This window comes from Aeromonas sp. Y318-3 (assembly GCF_027706185.1).
GTDB classification, from domain to species: domain Bacteria; phylum Pseudomonadota; class Gammaproteobacteria; order Enterobacterales; family Aeromonadaceae; genus Aeromonas; species Aeromonas veronii.
Window position 1 is genome coordinate 68,078 of sequence record NZ_JAPDCN010000020.1, and the last position, 14,872, is coordinate 82,949.

Below are 14,872 nucleotides of genomic sequence, written 5' to 3' on the forward strand. Positions count from 1 at the left end.
AAGCAAGATGACAACAGATACGATCGTGGCCCAGGCCACCGCGCCAGGCCGTGGTGGCGTCGGCATAGTCCGGGTCTCCGGCCCCGCCGCCGAACAGGTCGCCGGGATAGTGCTCGGCAAGCTCCCGCGGGTGCGCTACGCCGAATATCTGCCGTTCAAGGATGAGCAAGGCCAGGTACTGGATCAGGGCATCGCCCTGCTGTTCAAAGCTCCCAACAGCTTCACCGGCGAGGATGTGCTGGAGCTGCAGGGCCACGGCGGCCCCGTCATCATGGACATGCTGATCCGCCGCATTCTGAAAATCGACGGCATTCGTCCTGCCCGCCCCGGCGAGTTCAGCGAGCGCGCCTTCATCAACGACAAGCTGGATCTGGCCCAGGCCGAAGCTATCGCTGACCTTATTGAAGCCTCCAGCGAACAGGCCGCCCGCAGCGCCATGCACTCCCTGCAGGGGCAGTTCTCCAGCAAAATCCAGCAACTGGTGGAGAGCCTGATCCGGCTGCGCATCTATGTGGAAGCGGCCATAGACTTCCCGGACGAGGAGATCGACTTCCTCTCCGACGGCAAGGTGGCGGGCGACCTCTACGCCATCATGTCCGAGCTGGACGACGTGCGCGGGGAAGCCAAACAGGGCGCTCTGCTGCGGGAAGGGATGAAGGTGGTGATCGCCGGTCGTCCCAACGCCGGCAAATCGAGCCTGCTAAATGCCCTGGCGGGCCGCGAGTCAGCCATCGTCACCGAGATTGCCGGTACCACCCGCGATGTGCTGCGCGAGCATATCCATCTCGATGGCATGCCGCTGCACATCATCGACACCGCCGGTCTGCGCGACACCCAGGACAAGGTGGAGCAGATCGGTATCGAACGCGCCTGGGCCGAGATCGAACAGGCCGACCGGGTGCTGTTTATGGTGGATGGCACAACCACAGACGCGGTTGACCCGCGGGAGATCTGGCCGGAATTTGTTGATCGGTTGCCAAAAAACATCGGCCTCACCGTCATTCGCAACAAGGCCGATCTGACCGGCGAGGATCTGGCTCCGAGTCAGGAGCTGGGCCACGCCGTCTACCGCATCTCCGCCAAAACCGAGCTGGGGCTGCCCGCCCTGCGCGAGCACCTTAAACAGTGCATGGGCTTCCAGGGCAACACCGAAGGGGGCTTTATGGCCCGCCGCCGCCATCTGGATGCGCTGGAGCGTGCTGCCGAGCGGCTGCAGGTGGCCAAAGAGCAGCTGGAAGTGTTCGTGGCCGGCGAGCTGGTGGCCGAAGAGCTGCGCCTCGCGCAGGAGTCCCTCTCCGAGATCACCGGCGAATTCAGCTCCGACGATCTGCTGGGCCGCATCTTCTCCAGCTTCTGCATCGGGAAGTAAAAGAGTAAAACGCATCAAACCAAATCAAAACAACATTATGATTTTAAAATGATTTTGTTTTACTTGGTGGGAAGCGATTTGAAGGGTTTTGTCGATTCTTGCGCCATGTGTGCGCCACAGATAAATTCTGGCGCACATATGGCGCACAAGATGAGAAAAACCTATGAAAATCAGCATACATAAAAGAGATCCAGATAAGAATGGCCTGCGATCTATTAGGCTTGTTTACTACTATGGTTCCAAGACCTCGGAAAACGGCTCAAGAGTTCAGAAGCGCTCATACGAGACGTTAAACCTATTCCTCTACGCCAAGCCCAAAAACGCAATTGAACGCGAGCACAACAAAACCTCATTGCAAAAAGCCGAAGCCATTCGTGCCAAGCGCCTACTGGAAACAGAATCTGCCAAACATGGCCTAGATGACCGAACCAAACTTAATGCCAGCTTCTTTGACTACTTCGATCAAATTACAGCGAGTAAAGCATCTGGTAGCAAATCCAACTACTCAATTTGGGTTTCTGCGGGCATCCATATCCGCCGTTATCACCGCCATGCAGAACTCACTTTTGAACAGGTAGATAGATACTTTTTGGAAGGGTTCCGCCATTACCTACAGCATGAGGCAATAACCAAATCAGATACCGGCCTCTCCAGAAATACCGCCTGTAGCTACTTCAATAAAATCCGGGCAGCGCTCAACCAAGCGCAACGAGACCGCATCATCAAAGATAACCCCGTTGAACAAGTCAAATCTATCAAAGCAGAAAGGACACAGCGCACTTATCTCACCCTGGATGAGGTAAAGGCCCTTGCCAAGGCAGAATGCCGTTACGATGTGCTACGGAGAGCATTTCTGTTCTCCTGCACGACAGGACTACGCTGGTCAGACATTCATAAACTAGTGTGGGGTGAAATTGAACTGTTTGCTCAAGGCCACTACCGAATCATCTTTTCCCAAAAAAAGCTCAAAAACTCGGGTACTGGCCTGCAATATCTCGACTTACCGGATTCTGCTGTACGCCTACTCAACTTGGAGAACAAAGGAAAACCTACAGAACGGGTTTTTAAGGGCTTACGTTACGATAGTTACAACAACGTAGCGCTAGTACAGTGGGCAATGCGTGCTGGGATAACCAAACACGTGACCTTTCATGCTGGTCGACACACCTTTGCTGTAAACCAACTGGCCCGTGGCCTGGACATCTACTCCCTTTCCAGATTGCTTGGTCACAGCGAGCTCAGAACGACAGAAATCTACGCAGATATTTTGGAAACCCGCCGCACAGAGGCCATGCGAACCTTTCCAGATATCTTCGATGAGTCATCTGACTAAGAACATTATTACGACTACATCTTTACCAAGAAAAGGGCACCTCGACAGTGCCCTTCATCCACCACATAAGATCGTTAGCTTTTACTACCATTCTTATCACATGTGATTTTCCGAGGTGTACAACACCTGTTGGAGTATGTTTAATAGACATGTTGACTGTATGCTAACTAGCTAATACTTTGTTTTTAAAAGCATATTCTCACACACATTAAGACCTAGTATCTACGGCCATACAATTTTCGGTTAGCAACTAGATGATCTGCTGCGGTCCTATCAATCTCATCAGAAGAAGCCACACGATTACTCTGCAACCAAGCCAAGATATCAGCTCGCCTGAAGAAAACCCGATTACCATTAGGTTTGAAAAATGGGATCTTGCGTTCATGGGTCAACCGGTACAAAGTGCTTTTCTTTAGCCCCGTTAGCTCAGTACATTCTTCAACGGTGAGGATTTCCTTTGTTGTGTCAGGACGTTGCTCGTTTTTGACATGTTCGGTAATCAGTTTTTTAAGCAATGACATATCAATCAGCATGCGCTGAAGCATCTCTTTTTCAGTCATCTGGATACTCCTTTGACCCAAAACCGAACAGGGAAATATGGGAAAATGGGATATTTGAATTATTCATCATCGACTTGCTCCATCTTCAACATTGCTTGCCTCACCCTGTCAGGCCAAAGGGCAAAAAAACGATAGTAGCGACCGTTCATCTTTAGCTTATAGGTACCACGGCTGCGTTCATTACTTTCAAGACATTGACGACGGAAGAGCAGCTCAACATCACGCATATAATGAGTTGGCAAATTTAAACCTTTCAAAAATTCATCTTTGTGTATGAGCCAAAGTTCCTCACCATCGATAAACCGTCGATACCCAATGCTTGTTGGTCGAGATACATCGCCTTCTTTAGCAAGTCGTTTCTCCCACTTAGCGAGAACACCGCCAATCTTTTGCAGTAAGCGATACTCCTCAAGATTCATTAAATGACCGCGGCTTCCCAACCAAATCCGATACAAGCTGTACACCGCTTGTTCGGATTCTAACTCACTCCAATTAACCAAAAAGTTACGTGAAGCGAGCTGTAAGGCCACTAAAATCACAGCAAAACGTCGAGTGACTCGCTGCACCTGTGAGGATGAATTCGGCAGCAGCCAGCTATCGACAATGCGTTGCAATTCCTTCGGCACGTATTGATTAAGATCCTCCACATCAGTAGTGATCAATTCCATGAATGATCTTAGCAATGATCCGTACGTTCTCGCACTTGCAGACTTCAGATGATCAATGGCCTTTTGGGGTGTGGAAAAGCTGTGAAGATCATTTAGGACCCCATGCAGGCCAATTACCGGAAGTTCAATCAAACGAACTTCTTGCCCCGCCATCGGACTACGCCCCAAACTTTCAAATATCTCAGCGAGCCACTTTTCACCGGTACTTAATACCAGCACACGCCAATGCTCAGATTCAGCAAGCTTGCCGGTTTTATCTGCCCGCAATTTTCCTGCGCCATTAAAAATCTGATACAAACAGGTATCAATGTCTTCAGCTTTGGCCATGCCAATTTCATCAAGCGGTAAAACTAGATCGTTATGTTCACTCGCTACAGCAGCAATTCCATTGGCAGTGCCAATCCAACTTTTCATGAAGTCAGGAGCACCACAGACACTTGCACACACTTGGATAGTTGCGGTTTTACCATCAGCAGAATTAGAAACAATATGAATACCGCCATTCTCCAAACCAGCGGGTTTTAACAGTGGTGCGGCAAGGGCACAACCAATGGAGAAAATTAAATATGGGTTGCCACGACAAAAACGCCCTACTTCTTGTTGCCAATCCTCCAAAGATCCCTGCTGCTGAAAATTTGGTGTAATACGTGGAGACAGATATTGATATGGCTCATCACACCTACCAGAAATCCAACTTGGCGTGACAAATACCTCACGATACCAACCCGTCCTTTCCACTAAGGTTGCAGTACTCGCTTTTCGCGATTCTTGAACTAAATATTGTTGGATCAGTTTCCACGTATCGATACCCGGCTCTATCCAAAAACCACTGTCTAATAACCGCTCTCGAATTAACATGGACTGGCTACCATTCAATATCTTCATCAAAAATACCTCTTGGATGGAACAACCATCCAAATTTAGCCACTCGCACAGCACACCATTACTCCGGACTCGGTCATCGCTGCGTACTCTTGAAAGAACACGGATAGGATCAGATAGTTTCCGCATCTCATTAGCTCGAAGATGAAATAAGCCTGTGTCACGTAGTTCAAACTGCATAACGACACCTACAAACATTGCATCCAAGCCAACACCTCACTATATCGAAAGCGAACTGAGCGGCCATGGGCATTGAGTTTGATTGGTGATGGGAATTTGCCACTTTGAACATAACGCCGCAGTGTCGCCGGTGATATTTGGGTGAGAGCACACACCTCTTGGTATGTGAGTAATCTTTCGTTAGTAGTGGAAGGAACTTGGTTCACGATGCCTCCTGAAAAGTATTGAATCTTCATGCAGCATCATCCTACAAATCAGTTATTAAGCCGGCCTCTGTAATTGCCCTTTTTGGGATATTTCAGCAAAAAAAACACAACCAACTGATATTTAATGAAATTTATTTAATTTCACCTTAAAACACAGCCTTGTGAGTACGAAAAGCCTAGCCACCAATGAGTTTCCCAACACTACCGTATCAATTTGTGCATCTGTTAATACCCAGAGAAAAACTTTCACATGTGAAAATTTAGAGACCTAGCGATTTACATCACTTAAAGCTAGGTCCCCCATTAAAAATGGAATCGTTTAGCTCAGGTCTTTTATTGACGATAAAGCTTGCATGGAATCAACCTGCCTAGGTCCCCCATCAGATAATTATTGGAAAGGAATTGGTCGGGTCTATTAACCAATATCGTTACAACAAAAGACCTGAGTGCCCAAAAAAGGCTCGAAGAGAGGCGATGAATTAGGTCACTCGATAATAGACTGACTCTGTATTCACGACACAGAGGATCATTCTATGACTGACACTTCGAATCCATTTACGACTTTGGAAAAACAAATTGCTGCTTGGAATGCTTTTGTTTCAAGCGATGACAAGAAGATAGATCACGACGAGGCAATACTTTTCACCCGCTCTACATCGCAGCAGTATCTAAATTACATACACAAGTCTACCGAGCTAGAACAATTGCGCTATTACTACATAGCTCGCCAGGTTGCTGAATTGTATTGGCAGCACAACAAGGCTCACCGCGGGAAAAATACGCCAGGCTACCCCGGACATTACGGCTGTAGAGTGCGACTTCGCGATCGAAAATTTGAAATGTATTGGTTCTATAACGAATTCACGCGCAAAAAGGGAACTGAGGGCTATAACGTCATCAGCCATTACTTGTCTCGTGGCGACCAACATCGCTATCTACGATCAACCTTTTCGCTAGCGCAAGATTGGGAAAAACCTGTGATTGAGGTTGTTGAGGACGCTTTTGCCATCATCCGTAGAGCTAATGCTAATCTGATACGGATTAGACAACTGTGCCGTTGGAACCATGACAACCTTTACAAGATGGCCGGAGAAATCGACGATTTTAAGATAGATAATCCTTTATAGTTATGATCTTACAGTACAGCCAAATTATCCTTCGAGCTCAGGGCTGTACTGTAGCGACTATTTATTTTTTTTGAGCATAGCCTTGAGTGCTGCAATATTAGCCCGTGCGCCTTCAGCTTCTTTTAAACGACGGCGCTGTTTTGCAAATCGGTCAAACTCCAATTTCGCTTTGTCATTAGCATCTTTCTTGGATATTTTCCCTGCTCCACTTAATACGTCCCGATCATTAAAACTTAAAAACTGGTCAAGCTTATCAGCCCAGTCCTGTAGGAATACCTGCTTGCGGCGTATCGCTTGATCTTCGGCAAAGTCGAGCCACATATTGACGATCCGATTGAGTTCTTTGATTTCGTCTTCGCGCAGATAGTTTTTGGCGATAGTGACATCGGTTTTACGCACTTCATCGCCTTTATAGCTTGTTAGCCCCATATCAGGCTTACTAGCATCCACACGGCTAGCAATCAGCTCAGCAGCAGTCATATGTGTACAAGCATAATGCAGCTTGTTCTGGATTATTTGGAAGAAGCGGTTGGTCTCTTGGTTCGATGGCTCGTAATCGGCAGCCATGGTAAAGATTTCTTTAACTCGAAGATAAACGCGACGCTCACTGGCGCGGATATCACGAATGCGTTCCAGCATTTCATCAAAGTAGTCTGGCACAGCAGAATGACCAACGGGCGGATTTTTGAGGCGCTCGTCATCCATGGTAAATCCCTTGATCAGATATTCTTTCAGGATTCGCGTTGCCCATTGGCGGAACTGTGTACCTCGTTGCGAACGAACCCTGTAACCAACAGACAGAATTGCATCAAGATTGTAGTGGTCAATCTCACGAGATACTTGGCGAGTACCCTCCAATCGAACTATCCGGAATTTCCGGATGGTTGCGATTTGTACAAGCTCACCCTCGTTGTAGATATTGATTAGGTGCTCATTAATTGTACGGACATCCTTGTCATAAAGCTCAGCCATTGCAGCCTGAGAAAGCCACAACGTTTCAGATTCAAATCGGCATTCGACGCGAGTTTGACCATCAGCACTGGTAAAAAGAACAAACTCGCCTTGAGGGGCTTGGGGGATGTTATCTGTCATACGTTCAGCCTCGTACACTACTGGTAATTGCTGTTTTATCACTATTCAAAATCAAGCTGTTTATACCTCGACGAACTCACCAACACTTCTCATTAATGAAGAAAATTGGTCATTATCTTGTTTGAGTCGTTCAATTATTTGTCTGGCGGCAGTTTGCATTTCTGGTACATCTATAGGTATCGAGCCACTTTCGAAGCATCCCTTTAAATGTGAAAATTCGTTATTGATTCTATCGACTAACACCGCTGGGATTTTTTCATCCCCAAAAAACAGCTTTAGCTTATCTTCATCAGATGTTTGATCAGGATATTTATAGTAAAGATAAATCTCGAAAAATTTTCGCGCATTATTCGCAAAATTATAAAACGAGTTGAAGTTTGCATCATCAACACTTTCGACATTGGCGCACTTATATATTTGATGGAAAAGATAATTGAACTCTGTGATGTATTTTTTTAGGTAATCAGGCATAGACTGAATTGTAGAAAATTTACCTTGCCTAATCACAACAAAGAAATCTTTCTGGTAGCTTTTCAACTTTCCAGCTCCTGCTGGGTCGATATACTTTCCATTCAGCATTCTCAGATACTTCAAGAAATCAAGGTTGTGTGTTGAAACAAAAAGTTGTGCAAACTTCCCCTTCTCTACCACTTCCGCATTCAACAAGCTATAAATAAAGAAAATATGATTACCATCGAGCGACGAGATAGGATCATCAATCCAAATAATGGGTTTTGAGTCTTTGGTTGCGACATCATCCAACTTGGCCAAAAAGTAGCAGAATGCTAGCAAGCTGCACTCACCCTCGCTTAGGTGATAAGCTTTCTTACCGTCACGGATCACTTCAAACCGAATACGTTTTGCGTCTTGCGTTGGCTCTTCATCTTTTTTTGCCTCCAACGTTAAAAATTGATGACCGAAAAAATTATTCAGGTACTCATTTACCTTTTTAGCCCCCTTTTCTTCGTCATTCAATTCACGTTTCTTAGCCATAATTTGTGCTTGTTTTTTTGTAATATTCGCATTGATAGTCGCCTGCGCTTGTTGAGCCTCGTCTCTTTTTTGCTGTAAGGTTTCAATTGAATTGAGCTGTGTTTGGTAATCAATCGTAAGCAAATAATCAGCGACTTCATTCAGTCGCAAGTCGGCTTTGGCGTTGTTTTTTTCGCTGGCTAATGAGCTGCTAAATAACTCTGATTGCGCGCACAGTTCACTATATTCCTGCCAGATTTTCGTTAGTGCTTCGGCGCAATTAGCGGCACCTTCATATTTTTTAGCGTTTAGAATGTCAATTTTTCTTGCCGTCAGTTGCTTGGCTAGTTTACCTAAAGCAAGCTGATAGTCTTTGGTTGCAGCTTTTAATCTTGAATCCAAAGCAGTTAGTTGTGAGTGAAACTTGGAATAAAAAGCAGATTGATCAATGGTGAGTGCAGCATGAACTGTTTGGTTCTCGGTTTCTATCTTAGCAAGCAACGCATCAATAGAATTTTCTAATCGCTCAGATTCTTCATCAAAGTGCTTATCAAGCTCAGCCCATCGCTCAGCCGAAATTTCATTGTCGCAAAATGCACACTTTTCATGCTTGTTTCGATGGTGAATACGACCTTCATTGACCCAGCGGTTAAGCACTGCATCTTTGACTAACGCCTGAATTTTGTCAGACTCACTGATCGGCTTAGTTACCAGAGCTTCAACTTGTTGTGCCAAGCTCAAAAAACTTAGCTTAGGCGGCGAAAAATTCGGTATAGCAGGCAAAACCTTTTCATCAATCAGCTTTTCATGCTCGCTTACTTGCTCTGATGTTAACAGCTGAAAACCTGGAGCGCTTACTGTCGTGATATCGGCTTGTAATTTTTTAATAGTGTAATTTTGGTCACCAAAACGTTCAGACTTATATTTAATGCCAATGTCTTTATTGGTTGCTTTATCGCTCAGTTGTTTTTCTAGGCTATCGTTCAATTTCTTATGAGCGGTAAAGGCATTGCTATATGCAACTTCAGCCTGCTTTTTGTCGGAAAAAAAACCGGTTTCTTGCCCTTCCATACTAGAACCGAGTTCAGCCTCAAGAGCTTCAATCTCTTTTTCGATCTTATTATTGTCATCACCTAAAATGGCAAATGGCTCAATGCTGTCATCAGGATTAGTGATAAACCTAAGGTTATCTCTAATAAAGTCTTCATTGAAAACGCGAATGTTCTTGTCGTGGGTAGATAAGGCCGCGAGAGTTACATCTGAGTTGTCAGCAAATTTTAGTTGAAACGAAGGCGTGCCATATTTATCTGATAAAGAGCGAGTCTCTAGAGCACGAATAATACGCGACAGTGTAGTCTTACCGGAATAATTGCGCCCATAGATGATGTTGATATCAACAAAGTTTTGAACGGAGCCTCCCTTGTTTTTAACTTCACTATCCCAACTAAAATCATCGAACACACCAAGCTTTTTAATGTGCTGAATTCTCTTTAGCATCGTAACTCTCCTTGTCGTTTTTCACTCGGTGCAAACTGTCATCAATAATGCTCTTCTATATACCCATAAGCCTTTTGAAACAGCTCCTTATCTTTGCCCAAGCCAAACTGAGCCAATGTCAGCAGCAGTGCTTTTTGGATCTCTCTAGGTCCACTATTAGAGTTTTGCCAACCATCGAAACGGGTGGCATTGACGATTTTGTCTATTTGCTCAACCACATCGCCAATAAGCTTAGGGGTCGTTTCTGGTCGGGTTTCTAAAAAGAGTTTGGTCAGAGCTTGTTTATTGTCTTCTTCAGTCACTATGTGTTCACCGGCTTCGCGCTCGGCTTGGACTGTGTCTTTGGCTGCATCTAACAGGCCTTTTAACCACTCGATGGCTTTGATTACTCCGGCCTCATATTCGTCTCGAAGTTTTTCGAGACGCTCACCCAATTTGATAAACTTAGGATCACCACTACCACGTAAGCGCCCCATCAAATCGATTTCAAGACGTTTAGCTCGCTTCTCTTGTTCTTTTTCCGTGAGAGTAAAAAGTGAGTGCTCATCCATGATTAGCTCGTCGATATCATCGCGGATGCGGTTGATATCGGTATGCTCGTGGATCATCTTGATGGTTTCAGGGCCAAGGGCAGCCCACACTAAAGCACCAGTTTGGCCGACTGGGCGCACGGATTCATAAATCTGTGCCAGCCATTTATAGTCTTTGCGATACGGGGCTAAGAAGGTGTCTGGGTTAATGGCCGACCAAAGCTTGGCTAGTACGCCAAAGCTCGCGGCAAATTCATCGCGCTTTTCATTGGTCGGCAGGCACTCTTGCGCCGCCATGATGCCTTCGAAGCCTTCTAAGGTGCGGTCCACATTGGGGAAGAAGGACAAACACTTATCTAACTGGGCGGGTAATAATTCTTTAAAGGCCTCTATGCCTTCTATTACACCATCAATCTCTTCCGGGTTGTAGGCCAGTGCTGTACGTAGATTTTCAAATACGCCGAGATAGTCGATGATCAGTCCCATATCTTTGCGCACTTCGTCAGTCTCGTACAAACGGTTGGTGCGGCACATGGCTTGCAACAGTGTGTGATCGCGCAGCGGTTTATCAAGGTACATGCAGTAGCAGATTGGTGCGTCAAATCCGGTGAGTAGCTTAGCTGTCACGATGATCAGTTGTAATGGGTGTTTAGGGTCTTTAAAGCCTTCGATTAAGTCTTTCTGAATTTGGTCTTCAGCATCAATCTGTTGCCAGCGTTCAAAATCCGTTTGTTTAATTGGTAATGCTAAATCGTCATGCCATCTGAGCCAGTCTTTATTTAGCTTGTCTTTTTTACCACCTTGTTCGGCTTTTACTGGTGCCTGGTCGACATTCATCACCACTTCAACAGCATCAAAACCGAGCTTTTCACCCAGCAAGTAGTACATCTGCACGCAGGTATCACGGTCGTACACCACCACCATGCCTTTCATCTTTTTGGGTTTAACGTGGTTAGCAAAGTGCTCGGCTATATCATGACTTACCGCAGCCATGCGTTTAGGTGCCTTGAGCATAATAGCTAACTTGCCTGCGCGTTTTGATAGTGCAGTCTTTTCTTCGTCGTCGAGATTATTGTCTTTGGCGAGCTGCTCAAATTCTTGGTTGATGGACTCGCGGTCTACTCGTAACTCAGCCAAACGTGGCTCAAACTTCACTGGGTTGGTGGCACCATCGCGAATTGATTGTTTATAGCTATAGCGATTCATATAGCGACCGGGATCTTCCTCTGCGCCAAATAGCTTGAAGGTGTTGCGGTCAATGCCCGAAATCGGTGTACCGGTTAATCCATAGAAGTGTGCATTAGGGAGCGCCCAGCGCATTTTCTCGCCCAACCCCCCTTCTTGCGTACGGTGGGCTTCATCTACCAGCACAATGATGTTGTCGCGGTTGTTAAGGCCGTTGGGATTACCATCGTCTATTTCGACATCTTTAAACTTAAATATTGTGGTAATTAAAATGCCGCGGCTGTCTTGTTCAATATGTTGGCCAAGCTTTTTACAGCTTTGTACCTTGATAAGGTTTTTAACGTCCGCACCGCCAAATGTCTCGTTGATCTGGTTGTCCAGGTCGCGGCGGTCTACCACAATCAGTACAGTAGGGTTTTTAAGTTGATTGTCACCACGCAGCATTTTGGCAGCGTAGAGCATCAATAACGACTTCCCCGAGCCTTGGAAGTGCCAGATCAGGCCTTTTTTCGGATAGCCTTTGCGCACACGCTCTACAATTTGTTTGGCCGCTTCAAACTGCGGGTAACGCGGCAGAATTTTAATGCGCTTGGGTGGCGTGTTCTTACCGGTTTTAACCGTTGAAAACAGCGCGAACGATTCAAGCAACTGCAATAGGGTTTGCGGGTTTAACAAGCCCTCGCAGCTATCCAGCACCGATGCCAGTCCGGGCAAAATGTCATCGCGCAGGTCGGTATTGTGCCAAGGGCCCCAATCTTTTACCCGGGCATTGATGGCGCCATAAGCAAAGGTTTTGCCTTCACTGGCAAAACAGAGCAGGTTGGGCACAAAGTAGGGTTCAACGTTCTTCCAGTAGTGCTTTTTGCCGCCCATAAAATCGGCGGCGCCGTCTTGCCAGGTTACACTCGGGCGGGTAGCGGTTTTCACTTCGCCCACTACCAAGGGAATACCGTTTACATAGAGCACAATATCAAAATAGACTTCGGTGGCCGCGATATAGTGCACCTGTTGTGACACCACAAAGCGGTTGTTGCTGATATTGTCAAAATCAATCAGGTTAATGGTGATATGGTCGCCATTCTCACCAAAGGGTAAGGTTTTTTCGGCCATTAACCATTCATGAAAATTCTCATTGGCTTTTACCAGGCCGGTATGGCGCGCTTCCAACACCACACCACGCAGTTTGTAAATCACTTCATCGGCGTAATCCGGTTGCTTGGCGATATCAGGGTTTAACGAACACAAGGCGTCTTTGAGCCACTCATCGACGAAGATATCCTGCGCTTGCTTAGGCAGGCTCTCACCGTGGCTGTAAGTCCAATTTACACCGCTTAACCCCTTTAAACGGTCGATAATTCCATTTTCTGTGACGGTTTGTTCGTTAAACATTAAGCTACCTGTTCAAAATATTTTGATTTGATACTTTCCATGAACTGAAGCATTCTCTGATGATGTTTCTTGGCTACATTCAACTCATTGTCAAACTCGCGAAGCACTTTCTCAATTTCTTTCACCCTCTTTAATGGCGGGACCAATATAGGCAAACTTTTTAAACTGCCTGGGTTGATATTTACTTGGCTAACACCAGGTGTAGCATAAGCCTTTAGCCGGTATTGAATTAAGGGAAGGTTTAAGTACTGAGTTAAATAATAAGGAGTAAGCTTCTTTTCATTTGCCACCAAACGGATTAAATATGAAGCAAACAGATAGTCTCCATCCAGTTCAAATATTCCTGTCCTTCCTACCCATTCCATACTGTTAGTTCTATTAAAGACAATATCGCCATAATTTAGAATATACTTGTCTGCCTCTTCCTTGGGCCAGTCGAGATACTTCAAATCGTTAGGGTCTACGTAACCATTAGTAATATTCATCATTCTAAGTACTGGGTAACTACCATGAGCCTCCAGAGAGTCCGACAGCCCATATTGAGTATCATTGAGAACATCGCCCACAGTTAACAACTTCCATCCTTCAGGTATAGAAGCCCGATCTTGACCAAATAATTCTCTGTACCAATTTCCTTCAAGCATTAGGGAGTATGCTGTAGCTGTCTTGGTTTCTAAAAGTTGTTTGACTATAGATTCTGATGATCTCAGTGCTCTTTCCGCTCTTTTTAATAACGTTAACAGTCTTGGCTGCTGCTCTAAGTTCGGGAATAAAAATTTTTGTTCAGCTAAAACCTTCCATTTGATCGTAGGAGATAGTGAGCCCTCTGAAATAGCCACTGCCCGATTCATAAAAACATCGGACTGCATAAAAAATGGCAAAAACTCAGGTATGACATGTTTAGGGTTCGCTTCAAGCACCATGGCATGTGCCGAACAAATACAATCCCAGTCTGCCACTGCGACTTTGCGCTGATAGGCACGACGCTTGCCAAAAATGATTTGCCCTTTCTTCACCAAAAGTTTTTGGCCTTCTACGTCACTGGGCACACCGTGACGTTTAATTTTCAAGCTGTCTGGGTCCAAATGTTCCAGCCCGACATAGATTTCAAGGTCAGTTTCACTGGGCTCGACACGCTTGGAAATATGTTTGGCTATATCGCCAAACTTCACTATTTGCCAGCCTTCGGGTAATTGTTGTTCTGTCATTTACTGCTCCACCTTGCTAACTTCAGCCTCAAACCCCAGCTCAGCAAGACTTTTAAATAATTTATTGGTCTGCTTTTTTAATTGCACCCGGCTAACTTTCCATGCTTCGATGGCATGTTCCATATCGTGCACCTCACCATTATTTTGTGCCTGCACATAAAGCGGAATCGACAGGTTGTAGAGGTTTTCTTTGATGATCTCAACATCCACCAACGCAGTAATGTCGCTCTGCTTTTCTGGCGTGAAGTAAGCCTCGCAGAGCACGGATAAGTCCTCATCCGATAATCGGCTGTGAGCGCGCTCGCGGGTAACATGTTCCACGCCATTAATAAACAACACCTTGTTTTTGCACTCAGCGGGCTTATTGCAGTTGAGCACCACCACGCAGGATTCCATCGGCGAGTTATAAAACAGGTTTGGTCCAAGGCCAATCACCGCTTCGATAATGTCGGACTCAATCACTTGTTTGCGAATGCTTTGCTCGAAATCACGGAACAAAACACCGTGAGGCCAGAGCATAGCGGCGCGACCTGTATCCGGTTTTAGGCTTTTAATAATATGAGTATAAAACGCATAATCGGCGCAGCCTTGCGGTGGCAGGGCGGGATTATACTTTTTGCGAGCAATTCGCATCTGTCGTCACGCCAAAAAACATCTCCATTCGAAAATCATCA

The 14,872-nt window shown here is 45.8% G+C and carries 11 protein-coding genes; 3 read left to right on the forward strand and 8 right to left on the reverse strand.

Annotation, left to right across the window (positions count from 1 at the left end):
• Nucleotides 1-7 precede the first annotated feature (7 nt).
• Nucleotides 8-1,369 carry a tRNA uridine-5-carboxymethylaminomethyl(34) synthesis GTPase MnmE gene (gene mnmE, locus OKB77_RS21055; RefSeq protein ID WP_064339080.1) on the forward strand — a complete coding sequence of 454 codons (1,362 nt, stop codon included), beginning with the start codon at nt 8-10 and terminating at the stop codon, nt 1,367-1,369.
• 163 nt (nt 1,370-1,532) lie between these two features.
• On the forward strand, nt 1,533-2,702 hold the full coding sequence (locus tag OKB77_RS21060) for a site-specific integrase (RefSeq protein ID WP_270818450.1): 1,170 nt from the start codon (nt 1,533-1,535) through the stop codon (nt 2,700-2,702).
• Between the two features lie 215 nt (nt 2,703-2,917).
• Here OKB77_RS21060 and OKB77_RS21065 read toward each other — a convergent pair whose 3' ends face one another.
• From OKB77_RS21065 to OKB77_RS21075, 3 genes are read right to left on the reverse strand one after another with little or no spacing between them, the layout of a single operon-like run.
• Entirely contained in the window at nt 2,918-3,262 is a 345-nt protein-coding gene (locus tag OKB77_RS21065) for a helix-turn-helix transcriptional regulator (protein ID WP_270818451.1), read from the reverse strand.
• A gap of 59 nt (nt 3,263-3,321) precedes the next feature.
• Nucleotides 3,322-4,992, reverse strand: a complete 1,671-nt coding sequence (locus OKB77_RS21070) for a DUF927 domain-containing protein (RefSeq protein WP_270818452.1) — start codon at nt 4,990-4,992, stop codon at nt 3,322-3,324.
• A gap of 8 nt (nt 4,993-5,000) precedes the next feature.
• Nucleotides 5,001-5,228, reverse strand: a complete 228-nt coding sequence (locus OKB77_RS21075; RefSeq protein ID WP_270818453.1) for a helix-turn-helix transcriptional regulator — start codon at nt 5,226-5,228, stop codon at nt 5,001-5,003.
• A 503-nt stretch (nt 5,229-5,731) separates the two neighbouring features.
• Here OKB77_RS21075 and mobI point away from each other — a divergent pair.
• Nucleotides 5,732-6,325, forward strand: coding sequence for a conjugative transfer protein MobI(A/C) (mobI, locus tag OKB77_RS21080; RefSeq protein ID WP_270818454.1), 594 nt, complete (start codon nt 5,732-5,734; stop codon nt 6,323-6,325).
• Nucleotides 6,326-6,382: 57 nt separating this feature from the next.
• Here mobI and OKB77_RS21085 read toward each other — a convergent pair whose 3' ends face one another.
• From OKB77_RS21085 to OKB77_RS21105, 5 genes are read right to left on the reverse strand one after another with little or no spacing between them, the layout of a single operon-like run.
• Nucleotides 6,383-7,417: a virulence RhuM family protein gene (locus OKB77_RS21085; protein ID WP_265845203.1), complete on the reverse strand. Its 1,035-nt coding sequence runs from the start codon at nt 7,415-7,417 to the stop codon at nt 6,383-6,385.
• Between the two features lie 60 nt (nt 7,418-7,477).
• Complete coding sequence (locus OKB77_RS21090) at nt 7,478-9,886, reverse strand: AAA family ATPase (RefSeq protein WP_270818455.1); 2,409 nt, start codon at nt 9,884-9,886, stop codon at nt 7,478-7,480.
• Nucleotides 9,887-9,927: 41 nt separating this feature from the next.
• The gene (locus OKB77_RS21095) at nt 9,928-12,990 is read right to left on the reverse strand and encodes a type I restriction endonuclease subunit R (RefSeq protein WP_270818456.1); all 3,063 of its coding nucleotides are present in this window, start codon (nt 12,988-12,990) and stop codon (nt 9,928-9,930) included.
• The gene (locus OKB77_RS21100) at nt 12,990-14,198 is read right to left on the reverse strand and encodes a restriction endonuclease subunit S (RefSeq protein WP_270818457.1); all 1,209 of its coding nucleotides are present in this window, start codon (nt 14,196-14,198) and stop codon (nt 12,990-12,992) included. The genes OKB77_RS21095 and OKB77_RS21100 overlap by 1 nt, the downstream gene beginning before the upstream one ends.
• Nucleotides 14,199-14,831, reverse strand: a complete 633-nt coding sequence (locus tag OKB77_RS21105) for an N-6 DNA methylase (protein WP_270818458.1) — start codon at nt 14,829-14,831, stop codon at nt 14,199-14,201.
• Nucleotides 14,832-14,872: the final 41 nt, after the last annotated feature.